We start from the raw sequence: 15,772 nt of genomic DNA on the forward strand, positions 1-15,772 counted from the left end.
AGGGGTTTTGATGGACTCAATACAAGAACGATTGAATGTGTATAAATAGAACTTAAAATCAGCTTTCCAAGTTTTTTGCCTTCAGTTTTTAGAAAAAGCTGAAAGTAAAAGCAAGAATTTGCTTGGCGACCATAGCGATTTGGACCCACCTGACTTCCATTCCGAACTCAGAAGTGAAACGAATTAGCGCCGATGGTAGTGTGGGGTTTCCCCATGTGAGAGTAGGACATCGCCAGGCTTTAAATTTAGTTTTTGCCTTTTTAAGAAGGTGAAGACAAAAGTTAAGAGAGCCCGTTTGAAAAAGCGGGCTTTTTTAGTCCTCACGGACACAGATAATGTGCTGATATGGCTCAGTCGGTAGAGCGCATCCTTGGTAAGGATGAGGTCCCCAGTTCGATTCTGGGTATCAGCACCATTTACTGTTTGTTTTACGCTTTAAATCAAAGCTTAAAACAAAACGTAAAGAATTTTGCTTGGCGACCATAGCGCTTTGGACCCACCTGATTCCATTCCGAACTCAGAAGTGAAACAAAGTAGCGCCGATGGTAGTGTGGGGTTTCCCCATGTGAGAGTAGGACATCGCCAGGTTCTTATTTAGACTCAAGAGTCTAACCAGTGCGGAGCGGTAGTTCAGTTGGTTAGAATACCGGCCTGTCACGCCGGGGGTCGCGGGTTCGAGTCCCGTCCGCTCCGCCACTTATTTAAAAACCCAGTCTTCGGACTGGGTTTTGTCGTTTTAAAGCTCAAAAATGTTCCCTTTCAGGGAATGAGTCCCGGTTGCCCGCAACCCCGGCCGTCAGCCACTTATTCCAGACCTCAGCAGAAATGCTGGGGTCTTTTTGTATTTACGATATTATTTTGGTCTGCGACCAACGAGTCCCGCTTGTGTGCAATCCCAGTCGCTTCAACACTTATCTAGAAATTCAGCCTTCGTGCTAGCTTTCACCGTTTTAGGGAATATGATTTTCGTTTATAGGAAAGTAAGGCTCGCAAGGTTTTGTCTGTAGCCTACAAGCCCAATTATTTATTCAGATATACGCCCCTAGTCTATCCACCCTTATTGAAAATCTACTCTGTCATTTGGTTACGTTAGAGATGCCCTCTAATGCTTTGTCTATTAAAGAATAGGGGCATTCAATAACACCGAGCTTATGAGCTCTTCATTAATCGCTATCTCTGGTGGTGTTCTCTTATCGGTATCACCGGCTAACCCTACTGGGTCATCACTTCTCATATTTACGCTGAAGAAAACTTTGTTTGCTTTACTCTTATTTGTCAGAAGGATTAACCTAGTAAAGGTTCTTATGGGAGTACAACCTAATGATGCAGCAGATAAAAAGTGAAACGCTAAGAGTCTTATTCGAAAGCCTGTCTTCTCAAGATGGGATTGCCGTTATTAACCCTGCGACTGAGCAAGAACTGATTCGCTTAAAGCCTAGCTCTTTGGATGAGTTAGATGTGCAAATAGAAGCGTGCAAATCGGCTCAAGTTGAGTGGGCAAAACTCAGCGCTAAAGCACGTTCCGCTTCCCTAAAAAAGTGGTTCCAATTACTTGTAGAGCATACGGAAGACATCGCGAACATCATTACTTTAGAACAAGGTAAACCCCTTACTGAAAGTCGTGGAGAAGTCGCATACGGCGCATCTTTTGTTGAATGGTTCGCAGAAGAGGCTAAACGCACTTATGGTGAGGTTATTCCAGCCCCAGCGGTAGATAGACGCCTCTCTACCATCAAACAACCTGTCGGCGTGTGTACAGCGATTACACCATGGAACTTCCCTATTGCAATGATCACTCGAAAAGCGGCTCCTGCTCTGGCTGCGGGATGTGGGATGATCATTAAACCTTCTGAATTAACGCCTTTGACTGCTCTGGCTGTGGTGGAGCTTGCTCATCGGGCTGGTATCCCCAAAGCTCTATTGTCTACCGTTGTTTCTGAACAGGCGGCAGAGTTCGGTTTGGTATTAAGTACCGATCCTCGTATTAAGAAGATCTCTTTCACTGGTTCGACACGTGTCGGTAAGATCTTAATGAAACAAGCAAGTGATACGGTTAAAGCCGCTTCTATGGAATTGGGTGGTAACGCACCTTTTATTGTTTTTGAGGATGCAGATTTAGAAGCTGCAGCGAATGGCTTAATTGCTTCCAAGTTTCGTAATGCTGGACAAACCTGTGTGTGTACCAACCGCTTGTATGTACATCAGAGTGTGAAAGAGGCGTTCTTAACTAAGCTTCTTGATAAAGTGGCAAGCCTGGCGGTCGGTAATGGTCTTGAGGAAAATACAACCCTTGGTCCTGTTATCACTATGGCTTCTAAGCATCGTCTAGAGGCGGTAGTCGATCAGGCAGTACAAGAAGGAGCAACAATACTTAACCAGCCTCAAAAACTCACTGGGCGCTTTATGGAGCCTGTTATCTTAGATGATGTCGAACAAGGTATGGCGATCGTGCGACAAGAGTTGTTTGGTCCGGTTTTGCCAGTCATTAGTTTTGATGACGATGAACAAGTGCTCTCGATGGCGAATGACACCGAGTATGGTTTAGCTTGCTACTTCTATACCGATAGCTTGAAACGCATTATCCGATTTAGTGAAGGTTTGGAATACGGTATGGTAGGGATAAACGAAGGGATTATCTCTACGGAAGTTGCGCCGTTTGGTGGTATCAAAGAATCTGGCATTGGTCGTGAGGGTGCTAAACAAGGTATCGATGAGTACCTAGAGACGAAGTATATCTGCCTTGGAGGTTTGAGCTAACCTTCTCACGAGACAAAGACGGAAGCTGGGTATATCACCTGGCTTTTTGTTTATTGAGATAAAGGTAAATGAAGAGGGGAGCTGTGAGTTTTCTTCAGATGCAAAAAAGCCGCATCAAGTGATGCGGCTTTTTATAATATGGCTCCTCCTACTGGACTTGAACCAGTGACCTGCGGATTAACAGTCCGTCGCTCTACCAACTGAGCTAAGGAGGAACAGATTTTATTAAGTGGTGCCGACTACCGGAATCGAACTGGTGACCTACTGATTACAAGTCAGTTGCTCTACCTACTGAGCTAAGTCGGCACATTTTCGTTAATAAGTAATCGACTTACTAACTGAAAGATGGCTCCTCCTACTGGACTTGAACCAGTGACCTGCGGATTAACAGTCCGTCGCTCTACCAACTGAGCTAAGGAGGAATTATCTTGTTTAAGAATAAATGGTGCCGACTACCGGAATCGAACTGGTGACCTACTGATTACAAGTCAGTTGCTCTACCTACTGAGCTAAGTCGGCGTACCGTTATTCTTTTTATTGTTCGTGTAAGACACCAACAATTTCAAATTGTGGTGCCCGGAGGCGGAATCGAACCACCGACACGAGGATTTTCAATCCTCTGCTCTACCGACTGAGCTATCCGGGCGACGAGGTGTATTAAAAGGCTTTTCCGCTTTCACGTCAACAATAAAATTAAAATAAAATATCGTTTGATGAATTTGTGCTCGGAGTGGGCTGTTTTTATGCGTTTTTAACAGGAATGCACCATATTTTAAGCCTTGATTATGATAGGAGCATGAGTTCGCTTGCTAAATAAATACCATAAAAACAAAAAAGCACGTCCGAAAACGTGCTTTTTATTGAACAATTGACTTTAAACTAGTGCTTTACTGAGAACTTGTTCACCCAACCTTCAAGCTCATTCGCTAAAGACGCCAATGTCTGTGTGCTTGATTGGCTTTCTGTGACTACCGTGTTGAGCTGGCTACCGCTTTCTTCGATAAGGTTAATGCGATGCGCAATATCATCACTTACCTGAGTCTGCTCAGCGGCTGCTGTTGCGATTTGCTGGCTCATGGCCGTGATGGACTCTAATGCAGTTACTATCTGTTGTAGCGCTTCTGAGGCGTTCATAGACTCGGTTACTGTGCTTTCGCTAGTTTCGGCACAAATCTCCATCGTATGGATAGCGTTACGCGAACCTTCCTGAAGGTTAGAAATCATCTGTTGAATCTCTTTTGTGCTGTCTTGTGTGCGTCCTGCTAGGTTACGCACCTCATCTGCTACTACCGCAAAGCCTCGACCTTGTTCACCTGCACGCGCTGCTTCAATGGCGGCATTCAACGCCAGTAGGTTAGTTTGTTCAGCAATGTCGCCGATTACGTCGAGAACTTTCACAATACTGTTAACATCTTGGTCAAGATCCGCAACGGCTTTACTGGCTGTGTTTAGTTGCGTTGCTAGGCCCTGAATGTTGTCTACCGTACTATGGATTAATGATTGCGTGTGCTGGCTCTGTTTATCGGCTTCGTCCGTGTTATGCGCGGTATCACTTGCAGAACTTGCAACATGGTTGGCTGAAGAAGCCATTTCTGTCATCGCTGTTGCGATCATCGCCGTCGATTGCTGCTGAGACATGGTCAAATCAGCAATAGAGTTAGAGCGCGATTCTACCGCTGATAGCTCTGAACGTAATGCGTGCATTGACGCGTCTAGATTGGTAACCATCTTAGCTAACGATTGACTCATCTCTTGCACCGCACCATAGATACTGTCTTTAGGGGCTGTGTATTCAAAGCTGGTTTGGATATTACCCTGAGCGACGGCCTGAACCGCCTCACGAACGTCATTCGGCTCACCACCAAGAAGGTTAAGCATCTTGCGAATAGAGATGATCAAGCCACCTAGGATTGCGCCAGCGATAACAAGACATAGGGTTAGCTGCCATTGTGCAGTAGACCAGAAACGTGAATTTACTTCATTGAATCCAATGCCGGTACCTACAACCCAGTTCCAATGTGGTGTTTTTTCTGCAATCGAGTGTTTTTCTTCGATGGTGCCGTCAGGCAATTTTTGTGTCCAGGTGTATTCAACGATTTGGCCTGTCTTACGACCTAGCACGTCCAAGATCAGCTGACCGACACTATTGCCATCACCGTCTCGAAAGTCATGGAAGCTAGTGCCATGCAATTGAGGGTCTAAAGGGGCTGCCACAAATAACATGTTCTCATCAGCAACATAAACGTATTCGTTGTCTTTGTAGATATTGTTGCGAAGTAGGCGAGTCGCGAGTGCTTTAGCCTCATCTTCAGGCATTTTGCCTTCTACCGCCATTTTCTCTACTTCAGTTAGAATGCTATAAGCACTCTTGAATAGCTCAGTCACTCGAGCTTTGTTATCAAGGTTACTTGCGACGCGAAGTGTCCAAAGACCCGTTGCAGTTAATGCAAGCAGGGCAATCAATATGATGGCCGATAATAAATAGGCTTGAGTTTTTAATTTCATAGTTAGCTCACAAAGCGTGTTCGTACTATGCAATGCATAGCTTATAAAGGGGCGTAATAATAAATTCATATTATTGAACTTGTATACACGCGCCTATCTGCGATTGATGAAACTATGATTTGGATTAAATTTTTAGCGTGAAATAAGTGTTTTATATCAAATGAACTAGACGTTAATAGGGTTGTTTCTTGAAGGTGTTGAGGGAGAAGTTTCGACGGAACTAGAAAATAGGGGGAGAGTTTTGGATATTGCAGATAAGAAAAAAGCCAAGTCCGAAGACTTGGCTTTCTAAATTGGCTCCTCCTGCTGGGCTCGAACCAGCGACCTGCGGATTAACAGTCCGTCGCTCTACCAACTGAGCTAAGGAGGAACTATTCTGTTTGTGTCTTACTGTAAGCAAGTGCACCAAATATGGTGCCTCGAGGCGGAATCGAACCACCGACACGAGGATTTTCAATCCTCTGCTCTACCGACTGAGCTATCGAGGCAAAAGAATGGTGCCGACTACCGGAGTCGAACTGGTGACCTACTGATTACAAGTCAGTTGCTCTACCTACTGAGCTAAGTCGGCACACTTTATTCTTTTTAGAAGAGTTAGACTCTTCATTTTTAGAATCTCATTTACATGAAATTCTAGAAGTTGGCTCCTCCTACTGGACTTGAACCAGTGACCTGCGGATTAACAGTCCGTCGCTCTACCAACTGAGCTAAGGAGGAACTATTCTGTTTGTGTCTTACTTTAAGCAAGCGCACCAAATATGGTGCCTCGAGGCGGAATCGAACCACCGACACGAGGATTTTCAATCCTCTGCTCTACCGACTGAGCTATCGAGGCAAAAGAATGGTGCCGACTACCGGAATCGAACTGGTGACCTACTGATTACAAGTCAGTTGCTCTACCTACTGAGCTAAGTCGGCGTACCGTATTCTTTTACTAACTGTTCGTGCTAGGCACCAACAATTTAGAAATTGTGGTGCCCGGAGGCGGAATCGAACCACCGACACGAGGATTTTCAATCCTCTGCTCTACCGACTGAGCTATCCGGGCAACGGAGCGCTATTAAACGGATTTTCCCGCTTTGCGTCAACCACTTTTTTTAAATAATTTCAAAAAAGTGGTTGTTCGAACGCTTTTTATTCAACTGTCGAGAAAAAGTTTACCCTGCGTTAAATTCCTTTTTGAAATTTGTAACTTTTTCTAGGTATCGGCGTGCTTCAGCGTTCGGGTGTTTCTTTGTTAACGCCCAATAAACTTGATTTGGCTGCAAAGAATTTAAATCTTTCATTGCACGTTTGCGATCGGTGCGATGGAAAGTGTTCAAAACACCACCAGTTCCGCCGTTGTAAGCGGAAATCATGCTGTACTCCAAAGATGTTGGATGCTGGACATCTTTCAAATAACGATTTTTTAGAATGTAAAAGTAAGCCGTTCCGGTATCAATATTGTTTTCTGGGTTAAACAAATATTCAGGGCTAGGCTGACCTGAACGGTTCTTCACCAATTTAAAAACATCACGGCCTGCTGTTTTTGGAACTACTTGCATCAAACCATAGGCGTTGGCCCAGCTTACTGCATACGGGTTAAAGCTACTTTCGGTTTTGATGATGGCGTAAATTAGATCTTCAGGGATGTCGTATTTTTTCGACGCACGACGCACGATATCTGCATATTGGTAACTGCGTTGTGAGAAATGGTCTTCCACCATTGGAATTTCAACGTAGTAGGCTTTTTTAAAGTCAACGTCTTTGGTTTTTACTTGGTTAGCAATCAAGTAATCGGCAAAGCGATTCGCGCGCCATGACCATTGAATGGGCTTTTTGTCTTGATCAACGACCTGATTGTAAAGAAATGGCTGTCCTTCTAATTTGATCTCTTTAGAAGAGAATAGATCGACATTGGCTGGATCATCTGGGGTTAAAAGTGTCGTGATGATGGCGTTTTTCAGGTGCTTTTGTGGCTCCGTCGGAGAAACCGTTTCGATGGTTATCACACCTTTTGGGAAATCGACCTCGGCACGACTTAAGTAGTTATCGATGTATTTTACGTAATTGCTTTTACCTGCAACCTTTACCTCGCGTTGGCCCCAGCGCTTTTTGATGTTTCCTGAGAAGCTGCTGATCAACGCATCTAAAGCATCGGTGTCTTTTTCGAATTGTCCTGGCAGCTCAGCTAGGTTGTTCGCAAAGCGGTTCGTCGGCTCGTAATCAACGTCATAAATTTTTTCGACAAACTCACGGCTGCAACCTGCCATTAAAAGGGCAGTAACGATAAAGGCAATTTTTTTCATAATTATTTAGGTAGCTTTTTCGGCTCGAATATAAAAATAACATCACAAGTTTGGTTGTGATGTCATTGTTTTAAAACAAGTTTGATTTATTCGCTTGGTGGCGTGTAGCCTTCAATGTGAACCTCTTTGCCTTCGAAAAGGAAGTTCACCATTTCTGTTTCAAGCTGTTTACGGTGCTCTGGATCCATCATGTTGAGCTTCTTCTCGTTGATCAACATCGTTTGTTTCTGTTGCCATTGAGCCCAAGCTTCTTTCGAGATGTTATCGAAAATGCGTTTACCTAGTTCACCTGGGTAAAGTTGAAAGTCTAGACCTTCGCCTTCTTTCTTTAGTCGAGCACAAAAAACAGTGCGGCTCATAATGACTCCTTGCAATTAATTAACGAACTTCGTGGGGTAGCGCTTCCAGTAGCAGTTTTACTGGCGCAGCCAAACCGACTTCTTCAGGTTTAGATAAGTTATACCAAAGACCTTTGTTACCTTCCATCACCACATTGGGTTGCTTTGACAGGTCAATCAAAATCGGCGTGATATCGAGGTGATAATGGCTGAATGTATGACGAAACGTAATCAGAGTTTCTTGATGTTTAATATCGTCAGTTTGAATACCACGTTGTTCCAGTAGTAATTCAATATCGCTCTCTACATCAATATGCTCAGTTTGTGGGAAACAAAAGAGTCCGCCCCAAATTCCCGTCTGCGGTCTTTGCTCTAACCACACTTCGTGACTATCGCCATCTTTGTGATGCAGCATAACGAAACGTGTTTGCTTAACCGGTTTGTCTTTTTTCGGCTTCTTACCCGGATAATCAAGCACATTACCTTGTTTCTTTGCGACACAAAGATCGCTGACTGGACACAAGGTGCACTTAGGCTTGCTGCGAGTACACATCATGGCACCCATATCCATCATGGCTTGATTGTACTTGTCGACGTCTGTTTGTGGCGTGTGCGTTTCTGCGATTTCCCACAATTGATTTTCGACTTTCTTTTGTCCCGGCCATCCATCAACAGCAAAGCAGCGTGAAAGCGTGCGCTTTACGTTGCCGTCCAATATCGCATGTGGTTGTTTATAGACAGAGGAGAGTACTGCGGCTGCGGTTGAACGACCAATACCCGGCAGTGCGTTCATTTGCTCAATATCTAATGGAAACTCGCCATTATATTTATGGGCGACTTCTTTAGCCGCTTTATGAAGATTGCGAGCACGTGCGTAATAACCTAAGCCGGTCCAAAGGTGCAGTACTTCATCTTGCTCAGCATTCGCGAGATCGACGACAGTCGGAAAGCGTTCTAAAAAACGCTGGTAATAAGGAATAACCGTAGTGACCTGAGTTTGCTGAAGCATGATTTCAGACAACCAGACACTATACGCGGTCTTGTTTTGTTGCCATGGAAGCTCTTTTCTTCCATATGCGTCATACCATTCTAAGATGGCGTTTGCGAAAGGTGTCACGACTTGCTCTGTATTCTATTATTGGTTAGGAGCAAAATTGCACCACAGATTGTGGTGTAAGTACAACAGATAAACTGTGGGGATATTGTGTCTGGTTTGTTTGCTTTTGGGCTGCCATAGTCCGATAGCTCAACAAATACTTGCACCTAAGTGAATTCTTTGGATAATCCCCGCTTTGATTAATCAATGTGCAGGCAAAATCAATGAGTGAAGTAACCACTAACGAATACAACGAAGACGGAAAAATGATCCGTAAAATCCGCAGTTTCGTGCGTCGCGAAGGTCGTCTAACCAAGGGCCAAGAAAGTGCGATGAACGAATGCTGGCCAACAATGGGTATCGATTACAAAGCAGAACTTCTTGATTGGAAAGAAGTATTTGGTAACGATAACCCAGTAGTGCTTGAGATCGGTTTTGGTATGGGCGCTTCATTGGTTGAAATGGCAAAGAACGCGCCAGAGAAAAACTTCATCGGTATTGAAGTTCATAGTCCAGGCGTTGGTGCTTGTCTTGCTGACGCACGCGAAGCGGGTATCACGAACCTACGCGTAATGTGTCACGATGCGGTAGAAGTATTCGAACACATGATCCCAAATGGCAGCCTAGCAACGCTGCAATTGTTCTTCCCAGACCCATGGCACAAAAAGCGTCACCACAAGCGTCGTATCGTACAACTCGAGTTCGCTGAAATGGTTCGCCAGAAGCTTATCCCTAACGAAGGTATCTTCCATATGGCGACTGACTGGGAAAACTACGCTGAACACATGATTGAAATCATGAACCAAGCACCTGGTTTCGAAAACATTGCAGAAGGCGGTGATTTCATCCCTCGCCCTGAAGAGCGTCCACTGACTAAGTTCGAGGCTCGTGGTCACCGTCTAGGTCACGGTGTATGGGATATTAAATTCAAGCGCACTGCATAACTAAGGAGCCAGTAGATGTACCACTACGCGATATTAGCGAATCCGGGTCACAACCGAATTTACTTTGATAGCGCAATGACCATTGCATGTTCCGAGCTAAAAGCAATTTTGGCTTCTGAAGGTGTTGAAGTGACTGAAATTGGTAACAAAGACGTCGGCTTACCTGCTGCGCTCGTGTTTTCTTGTGAAGACGCGTTAAACGATCAGCAATCCGGTAAAATTGCCGCGTCATCTATCTACTATGCGCTATTTGAAGTGCGTGAAGATGGCTTATTACGTCCAATTCAGGCGCCTGCATTCAATACATTCCCTGAGAGCATGAGCCAGATCCTACGTTACACCGGTAAAACGAATGAACAGTTTACGCGTTTGATGGTGAACTTAGGCGTGAGTGCGTCCAATACGGATAGTGCTCAATTAACGCTGATGGATCCAATGTGTGGTAAGGGTACAACTCTGTTTGAAGGTTTGATCCACGGCTTGAATGTAGTGGGTGTGGAGATCAACCAGAAATGGGTACAAGAGATCCAAACCTTCATCGTTAAGTTTATGAAGAACGGTCGCTTCAAGCACAAAGTGAGCAAAGAAAAGCGCACTTCTGGTGGTAAGAAGGTGGCCGATGGTTTCGTGGTTGAAGCCGCGTCAGAGAAAGAAGAGTACAACAAAGGTAATCTTCAGACGATGAAGCTGTATTCAGCAGACACGCGAATTGCCGATCAAGTGGTTAAGAAGAACTCTGTTGATGTTATGGTGTCTGATTTGCCTTACGGTGTGCAACACGGTAGCAAAAACGCAAAAGACAGCAAATTGAATCGTAGCCCTCTGGAGCTGCTACAAGAAGCTCTGCCTGCATGGAAAGTGGTGCTGAAAAAGCAAGGTTCGGTCGTGCTGTCTTTCAATGAGTTCACTCTGAAATGGAAGGACGTGGCGGCATTATTTGAAGATCAAGGGTGGAAGGTACTTTCAGAAGAGCCTTACATCGGTTATCTTCACCGTGTTGATCAGTCCATCAACCGCAACATCATTGTGGCAATAAAACCATAATCGACTTGAGTCGAATAAATTCCATGGAAAAGCCAACGTCCGCGTTGGCTTTTTTTTACCTCTGAACTCAGCCATTTGGGTTCTTGTGACAAGAAGGTAGAAGATGAAACCTACAGCGCAAATTTTGACAGACATTCTAGCGGAAGTTCGCCCTTTAATTGGTCAAGGAAAAGTCGCCGATTACATTCCCGCATTGGCAAAAGTACCCAATACCAAACTGGGTATTGCGGTATACACCAATGAAGGTGAAGTGATTAAAGCGGGCGATGCAGAAGAGTCGTTTTCGATTCAGTCGATCTCAAAAGCGTTGAGCCTGACTCTGGCTATGTGCTTATACAAGCAAGAAGAGATCTGGTCTCGTGTAGGTAAAGAGCCTTCTGGTCAGGCGTTTAACTCGATGATCCAGTTAGAGATGGAGCTGGGCATCCCACGTAACCCATTCATTAACGCCGGTGCTATTGTGGTTGCTGATTTGCTGCAAAGTCGTCTCTCAGCGCCGCGTCAGCGTCTATTGGAATTTGCTCGTCAGTTATCTGGTGATACTCATATCGTGTATGACAAAGTCGTAGCGGCTTCAGAAATGATGCATGGCGATCGCAACGCTGCGATTGCTTACCTGATGCGCTCATTTGGTAACTTTGAAAACGAGGTTATTCCGGTATTGCAAAACTACTTCCATGCCTGCGCTTTAAAGATGAGTTGTGTGGATTTGGCAAAGACCTTTAGCTACTTAGCGAATAAAGGCACATCGGTACAAACGGGTAAATCAGTGGTCTCGGCGATGCAGACAAAACAGTTGAATGCGCTATTGGCCACGTGTGGTTTGTACGATGGTGCTGGTGAATTTGCATACCGCGTTGGTATGCCGGGTAAATCTGGTGTCGGTGGTGGCATCATCGCTATTGTCCCAGGTGAGATGACGATTGCAGTATGGTCTCCGGAGCTTGATGCTTCGGGTAACTCGTTGGCAGGTACTAAAGCGCTTGAGTTACTTTCAGAGCGTATTGGTCGTTCGATTTTCTAAGGAAAAGAGACGAGAAGCGAGAACGGATCGCGTCCTTTGGAATCGCTTCGTTTTAAAGGTTTTAGAGAAAGAAGTGTTACAACGAATAAAAGAAAGGGTTGGCGTTTGTGCGCCAACCCTTTGTTATTTATAGCAGAGACAAAGGCTGTATTGGCTTGGTCGAATATATCCATAGCCGTTTCAGCGAATCTCTCGGAGTGAAGCGTTCTTTAGGACACAGTCCGTTCCCAAATCTCGAATCTGCTCTTATTCCTCTTCCACCATAAAGGCTTCAAGCAAGTCATTCAGGAACAGCTTACCTTTCTCGGTAATTTGCCAGTGAGTCTCTGTTTCACTCAGATAACTCATCTCAAGCGCCCAATCGATAGTCTCTTGAATTGAGCTCAACGGAAGACCTGTCGTATCGATGTAGTCTTGTTTCGGGCACGCTTCCATTAAGCGGAAACGGTTCATAAAGAACTCAAACGGACGATCTTCATCAGCCACAAGCTGTTCACTATCTAGGTACGGCTTCACCATGTTTTGGTATGCCATCAAATAGCCAAGTGGGTGTTTGACCTTAGTGGTACGAACGATGCGACCATCAGCAAAGCTCAGCTTGCCGTGTGAGCCACAGCCAATGCCAAGGTAGTCACCAAAGCGCCAGTAGTTCAGGTTGTGCTGACACTGATAGCTAGGCTTGCTGTAACCAGAAATCTCGTACTGAACGTAACCTGCCGCTGCGAGCTTCTCATGTCCTTGCTCGAAGATATCCCACAAGTCATCGTCATCTGGCAAAGTCGGTGGCTTGTAGTAGAACATGGTGTTTGGTTCGATGGTCAGCTGATACCAAGACAGGTGCGGTGGCGCCAACTCAATCGCTTTGTCCAAATCAGATAAGGCTTGTTCGATGCTTTGATCTGGTAAGCCGTGCATGAGATCGAGGTTAAAGCTGTTCAAACCGATTTGGTGTGCCAGCTTAGCGGCATTGACGGCTTCGTCTTGACCGTGAATGCGCCCCAAACGCTCAAGCTTCTGTTGCTCAAAGCTTTGCACGCCGATAGAGATGCGCGTTACACCAGCCTTGCGGTAGCCAGCAAAACGTTCTGCTTCGATAGTGCCTGGGTTGGCTTCCATGGTGATTTCTATTTCAGGCTTGAACGGAATACGCGCTTCAATGCCCTTAAGTAGACGCTCGATGCCTTCTGCCGAAATCAAACTCGGCGTACCACCACCAATGAAGATTGAATGCAGTGGACGTGGCGCTTCGTTGAGGCGGTATTTCTCAATGTCGGTATCCAAGTCTTCAAGAAGGGCATTGATGTACTCTTCTTCTGGGATCTCGGCTTTGAGCGCGTGAGAGTTAAAGTCGCAATATGGGCACTTTTGTACACACCATGGGATGTGTACATACAAGCTCAGTGCTGGGGGCGTTAACATGGTCTAATTCGCTCGTGATTACTGAGATACTTGCTCAGACAGTTGAGCAAACAACGATTTGAGTGCTTTACCGCGGTGAGACAGTTGTTTTTTACGTGCTGGCTCAAGTTCGGCAGACGCGCAGTTGTCTTCAGGTACTAAGAAGATTGGGTCGTAGCCAAAACCATTTTCACCGTGTGCTTCAGTTAGAATGCGACCTTCCCACTTACCGTGACAAACGATAGGGGTTGGATCGTTCTCATGACGCATCAAAACCAATACGCAGTGGAAACGAGCGGTGCGCTCTGCTTCTGGTACGCCTTCCATTGCTTTAAGTAGCTTTTCTAGGTTCTCTTGGTCTGAGGCTTTTTCACCTGCATAACGTGCAGAGTAAATGCCAGGCGCGCCTTTCAAGAAATCGACTTCTAAGCCTGAGTCGTCCGCAATCGCAGGAAGACCCGTTTCTTGTGCTGCATGGCGAGCTTTGATGATCGCGTTTTCGATGAAAGTAGTGCCAGTTTCTGCTACTTCAGATACGTTGAATTCACTTTGCGCTAATACTTCAAAACCGAAGTCAGACAGCAGATCTGCCATCTCACGAACTTTGCCTTGGTTGCCTGTTGCTAGCACTATCTTTTTCATGGTCGTCTCTTTCTGTAGCGATAAAGGGAGAACGCAGTGTTCTCCCCGATTAAAATGGTTCTAGGGTCTGTTGACCTTTCGCGGTTAAATTTTGTTCGAGATAAAATCGTTTTAGGTGAGGCAAGGAGTGTGTCGCCTAGTCACTCTAAGCAAATACTCCTTAACAAAGCATAAAACGATTTTAGCCGAACCCTTTGGGCAGCGTTTGTTGGTCATTTCTACTGCGTTATCGACTTCTCATGTAGGCTAGCTACATAGTAAAGTCTCTGCCTTGTATAAATACCCAACAATTCGCTGCAAAAATCAGCTCGAAAGGTAAACAAACCCTAAGGTTATGATGTTCTAAAAGCTTTTAGATCATCACAACCCAATTACTCTTCGACATAAAATTTCTGGGTGAATTTAAGCTTACCTGAGCCTTTGTTTCCAGCTTTAACGTCAATATCGAAGGTAAAAGTTTCTTCGTTGGTAATGCCAAGTTCAGCTAAGTAGTAAATCGCATTACCTTCTTTTACTTCTCGGAAGGTGAGTTTCTGCGTTTGGCCAATCAAGTTCTTCGCTTGGCCACTGATTTTTGCGTCAACTGCTGGTTTACCTAGTGAGGCGCTGTCTAATACGCTGATGTTCACTACTGCATTATAGCCATTACGCTTGATGTCGTAGCTACGAGCGATTTTTGACGTCAGAAAGGTAGAGTTAAACGCAACATAGTGAACTTCGATGTCTTTCATGGTTTTGAACTGACCTGCCATGCTTGGTAAAGATAAAAGGCTGATCAATAGGGCGGTAATCCATTTGCTCATTATTACTTCCTCGAATCGATATTCGTTATTTAATTTGATACGAAAATCGTAAATAAAAAGCCATCAAATGATGGCTTTAATTTCGCTTGGTATTTGTATTGGAGATTCTATCCGAATTTGCTTATGACGTCCCAGTTCACCTTTTTCTATGTGAACCAAGCCCTTAGCAACTTTGAATTGTTTCGCCAAAAACTTGGTGAGGTGCGCATTTGCTTTACCGTCGACAGGCGGTGCGGTGATGGCAATTTTAAGCTCTTCACCATGCAAGCCGACGACCTTGTCGCGGCTCGCTTTTGGTTGAATATAGAGTTTGAGAATGACATCCTCGCCATCGAGCCAAACGGCGGCTGACATTATAGTTGGTACCAGATTGGACCAATCACGTCACCCATTAGGAAGTTCGCGAATTGCAGACCGATAAACAATACGAGTACGCTTAAATCAAAACCACCCATCGCAGGTAGGATACGGCGAATTGGTGCGAGCATTGGTTCTGTTAATTGATGGAATACGTACTCGATTGGGCTACGACCTTGGCTTACCCAGCTTAGAATGGCACGGATCAATAGAACCCAGAACAGCAAGCCTCCAGCGGCTTTAACTAATGATAACAAACCTAGGAATAGGAAATCGGCACTGAAAGAAACCGAACCACTTGATGCAATCAGGATCAATGCAACGAACTTAAGTACGCACAGTACGTAAGCAAAAAGCACTGTCGCTAGATCGATACCACCGACAGAAGGGATGACTCGACGTAATGGCCCCACAACTGGCTGTGTTGCTTTAACGATAAACTGCGAGAATGGGTTGTAGAAATCTGCACGGGCAGCTTGCAACCAAATACGCAAAATGACGACCATGATGTACAGGTCAAATAGGGTTGAGATGAGAAAACTCATTGAATTCATAAGGTACCCTTAACAAGTAAAG

13 protein-coding genes, 14 tRNA genes and 2 rRNA genes are annotated in these 15,772 nt (G+C 45.0%); 8 read left to right on the top strand and 21 right to left on the bottom strand.

What is annotated here, in order from left to right; genetic code table 11:
- Positions 1-121 precede the first annotated feature (121 nt).
- The 5 genes from rrf (BCT11_RS18225) (at position 122) to BCT11_RS18245 (ending at position 2,757) form a co-directional block, all read left to right on the top strand.
- Positions 122-238: ribosomal RNA gene (gene rrf / locus BCT11_RS18225) — 5S ribosomal RNA — on the top strand.
- A 101-nt stretch (positions 239-339) separates the two neighbouring features.
- Positions 340-415: transfer RNA gene (locus BCT11_RS18230), tRNA-Thr, on the top strand.
- 57 nt (positions 416-472) lie between these two features.
- Positions 473-588: ribosomal RNA gene (rrf, locus tag BCT11_RS18235) — 5S ribosomal RNA — on the top strand.
- 31 nt (positions 589-619) lie between these two features.
- A tRNA-Asp gene (locus BCT11_RS18240) sits at positions 620-696 on the top strand.
- 624 nt (positions 697-1,320) lie between these two features.
- A complete protein-coding gene (locus BCT11_RS18245) occupies positions 1,321-2,757 on the top strand; it encodes an NAD-dependent succinate-semialdehyde dehydrogenase (RefSeq protein WP_198593967.1) in 1,437 nt (478 codons plus the stop codon).
- Positions 2,758-2,896: 139 nt separating this feature from the next.
- On the opposite strand, the gene BCT11_RS18250 is transcribed toward BCT11_RS18245, so the two are convergent.
- The 16 genes from BCT11_RS18250 to mutY form a co-directional block, all read right to left on the bottom strand.
- A tRNA-Asn gene (locus BCT11_RS18250) sits at positions 2,897-2,972 on the bottom strand.
- Between the two features lie 15 nt (positions 2,973-2,987).
- Positions 2,988-3,063: transfer RNA gene (locus BCT11_RS18255), tRNA-Thr, on the bottom strand.
- Positions 3,064-3,103: 40 nt separating this feature from the next.
- Positions 3,104-3,179, bottom strand: a tRNA-Asn gene (locus BCT11_RS18260).
- Positions 3,180-3,200: 21 nt separating this feature from the next.
- Positions 3,201-3,276, bottom strand: a tRNA-Thr gene (locus BCT11_RS18265).
- Positions 3,277-3,327: 51 nt separating this feature from the next.
- Positions 3,328-3,403, bottom strand: a tRNA-Phe gene (locus BCT11_RS18270).
- Positions 3,404-3,636: 233 nt separating this feature from the next.
- Positions 3,637-5,262, bottom strand: coding sequence for a methyl-accepting chemotaxis protein (locus tag BCT11_RS18275; RefSeq protein ID WP_102388920.1), 1,626 nt, complete (start codon positions 5,260-5,262; stop codon positions 3,637-3,639).
- 294 nt (positions 5,263-5,556) lie between these two features.
- Positions 5,557-5,632: transfer RNA gene (locus tag BCT11_RS18280), tRNA-Asn, on the bottom strand.
- Between the two features lie 42 nt (positions 5,633-5,674).
- Positions 5,675-5,750: transfer RNA gene (locus tag BCT11_RS18285), tRNA-Phe, on the bottom strand.
- Positions 5,751-5,757: 7 nt separating this feature from the next.
- Positions 5,758-5,833 (bottom strand) — tRNA-Thr (locus tag BCT11_RS18290).
- A 70-nt stretch (positions 5,834-5,903) separates the two neighbouring features.
- A tRNA-Asn gene (locus BCT11_RS18295) sits at positions 5,904-5,979 on the bottom strand.
- 42 nt (positions 5,980-6,021) lie between these two features.
- Positions 6,022-6,097, bottom strand: a tRNA-Phe gene (locus tag BCT11_RS18300).
- Between the two features lie 7 nt (positions 6,098-6,104).
- A tRNA-Thr gene (locus BCT11_RS18305) sits at positions 6,105-6,180 on the bottom strand.
- Between the two features lie 54 nt (positions 6,181-6,234).
- A tRNA-Phe gene (locus tag BCT11_RS18310) sits at positions 6,235-6,310 on the bottom strand.
- A 109-nt stretch (positions 6,311-6,419) separates the two neighbouring features.
- The gene (gene mltC, locus BCT11_RS18315) at positions 6,420-7,550 is read right to left on the bottom strand and encodes a membrane-bound lytic murein transglycosylase MltC (RefSeq protein ID WP_102388921.1); all 1,131 of its coding nucleotides are present in this window, start codon (positions 7,548-7,550) and stop codon (positions 6,420-6,422) included.
- An 86-nt stretch (positions 7,551-7,636) separates the two neighbouring features.
- On the bottom strand, positions 7,637-7,909 hold the full coding sequence (locus BCT11_RS18320; RefSeq protein ID WP_005436530.1) for an oxidative damage protection protein: 273 nt from the start codon (positions 7,907-7,909) through the stop codon (positions 7,637-7,639).
- Between the two features lie 19 nt (positions 7,910-7,928).
- Positions 7,929-9,005 (bottom strand): A/G-specific adenine glycosylase, encoded by a 1,077-nt coding sequence (mutY, locus tag BCT11_RS18325; protein ID WP_102388922.1) that lies wholly within the window; start codon positions 9,003-9,005, stop codon positions 7,929-7,931.
- Positions 9,006-9,208: 203 nt separating this feature from the next.
- Here mutY and trmB point away from each other — a divergent pair, with 203 nt between their 5' ends.
- From trmB to glsB, 3 genes are all read left to right on the top strand, one after another.
- Positions 9,209-9,928, top strand: coding sequence for a tRNA (guanosine(46)-N7)-methyltransferase TrmB (trmB, locus tag BCT11_RS18330; RefSeq protein WP_038880400.1), 720 nt, complete (start codon positions 9,209-9,211; stop codon positions 9,926-9,928).
- 15 nt (positions 9,929-9,943) lie between these two features.
- The gene (locus BCT11_RS18335; RefSeq protein WP_102388923.1) at positions 9,944-10,972 is read left to right on the top strand and encodes a DNA methylase; all 1,029 of its coding nucleotides are present in this window, start codon (positions 9,944-9,946) and stop codon (positions 10,970-10,972) included.
- Between the two features lie 103 nt (positions 10,973-11,075).
- Entirely contained in the window at positions 11,076-11,996 is a 921-nt protein-coding gene (gene glsB, locus BCT11_RS18340) for a glutaminase B (protein ID WP_102388924.1), read from the top strand.
- Positions 11,997-12,242: 246 nt separating this feature from the next.
- Here glsB and hemW read toward each other — a convergent pair whose 3' ends face one another.
- From hemW to BCT11_RS18370, 5 genes are all read right to left on the bottom strand, one after another.
- Positions 12,243-13,415 (bottom strand): radical SAM family heme chaperone HemW, encoded by a 1,173-nt coding sequence (gene hemW / locus BCT11_RS18345; protein ID WP_102388925.1) that lies wholly within the window; start codon positions 13,413-13,415, stop codon positions 12,243-12,245.
- An 18-nt stretch (positions 13,416-13,433) separates the two neighbouring features.
- A complete protein-coding gene (locus tag BCT11_RS18350) occupies positions 13,434-14,036 on the bottom strand; it encodes an XTP/dITP diphosphatase (protein ID WP_039977626.1) in 603 nt (200 codons plus the stop codon).
- A 371-nt stretch (positions 14,037-14,407) separates the two neighbouring features.
- On the bottom strand, positions 14,408-14,839 hold the full coding sequence (locus BCT11_RS18360) for a DUF4426 domain-containing protein (protein WP_045466107.1): 432 nt from the start codon (positions 14,837-14,839) through the stop codon (positions 14,408-14,410).
- Positions 14,840-14,902: 63 nt separating this feature from the next.
- Positions 14,903-15,193 (bottom strand): DUF167 family protein YggU, encoded by a 291-nt coding sequence (yggU, locus tag BCT11_RS18365; protein ID WP_038873189.1) that lies wholly within the window; start codon positions 15,191-15,193, stop codon positions 14,903-14,905.
- Complete coding sequence (locus BCT11_RS18370) at positions 15,193-15,750, bottom strand: YggT family protein (protein ID WP_038873187.1); 558 nt, start codon at positions 15,748-15,750, stop codon at positions 15,193-15,195. The genes yggU and BCT11_RS18370 overlap by 1 nt, the downstream gene beginning before the upstream one ends.
- Positions 15,751-15,772 lie beyond the last annotated feature (22 nt).

This window comes from Vibrio sp. 10N.222.52.B12 (genome assembly GCF_002875385.1).
GTDB lineage: Bacteria > Pseudomonadota > Gammaproteobacteria > Enterobacterales > Vibrionaceae > Vibrio > Vibrio jasicida.

Excerpts from the sequence above, each read along its gene's own strand:
- BCT11_RS18245 (WP_198593967.1), top strand. The coding sequence starts at position 1,321 with ATGATGCAGCAGATAAAAAGTGAAACGCTAAGAGTCTTATTCGAAAGC.
- BCT11_RS18275 (WP_102388920.1), bottom strand. The coding sequence starts at position 5,262 with ATGAAATTAAAAACTCAAGCCTATTTATTATCGGCCATCATATTGATT.
- mltC (WP_102388921.1), bottom strand. The coding sequence starts at position 7,550 with ATGAAAAAAATTGCCTTTATCGTTACTGCCCTTTTAATGGCAGGTTGC.
- BCT11_RS18320 (WP_005436530.1), bottom strand. The coding sequence starts at position 7,909 with ATGAGCCGCACTGTTTTTTGTGCTCGACTAAAGAAAGAAGGCGAAGGT.
- trmB (WP_038880400.1), top strand. The coding sequence starts at position 9,209 with ATGAGTGAAGTAACCACTAACGAATACAACGAAGACGGAAAAATGATC.
- BCT11_RS18335 (WP_102388923.1), top strand. The coding sequence starts at position 9,944 with ATGTACCACTACGCGATATTAGCGAATCCGGGTCACAACCGAATTTAC.
- glsB (WP_102388924.1), top strand. The coding sequence starts at position 11,076 with ATGAAACCTACAGCGCAAATTTTGACAGACATTCTAGCGGAAGTTCGC.
- hemW (WP_102388925.1), bottom strand. The coding sequence starts at position 13,415 with ATGTTAACGCCCCCAGCACTGAGCTTGTATGTACACATCCCATGGTGT.
- BCT11_RS18350 (WP_039977626.1), bottom strand. The coding sequence starts at position 14,036 with ATGAAAAAGATAGTGCTAGCAACAGGCAACCAAGGCAAAGTTCGTGAG.
- BCT11_RS18360 (WP_045466107.1), bottom strand. The coding sequence starts at position 14,839 with ATGAGCAAATGGATTACCGCCCTATTGATCAGCCTTTTATCTTTACCA.
- yggU (WP_038873189.1), bottom strand. The coding sequence starts at position 15,193 with ATGTCAGCCGCCGTTTGGCTCGATGGCGAGGATGTCATTCTCAAACTC.
- BCT11_RS18370 (WP_038873187.1), bottom strand. The coding sequence starts at position 15,750 with ATGAATTCAATGAGTTTTCTCATCTCAACCCTATTTGACCTGTACATC.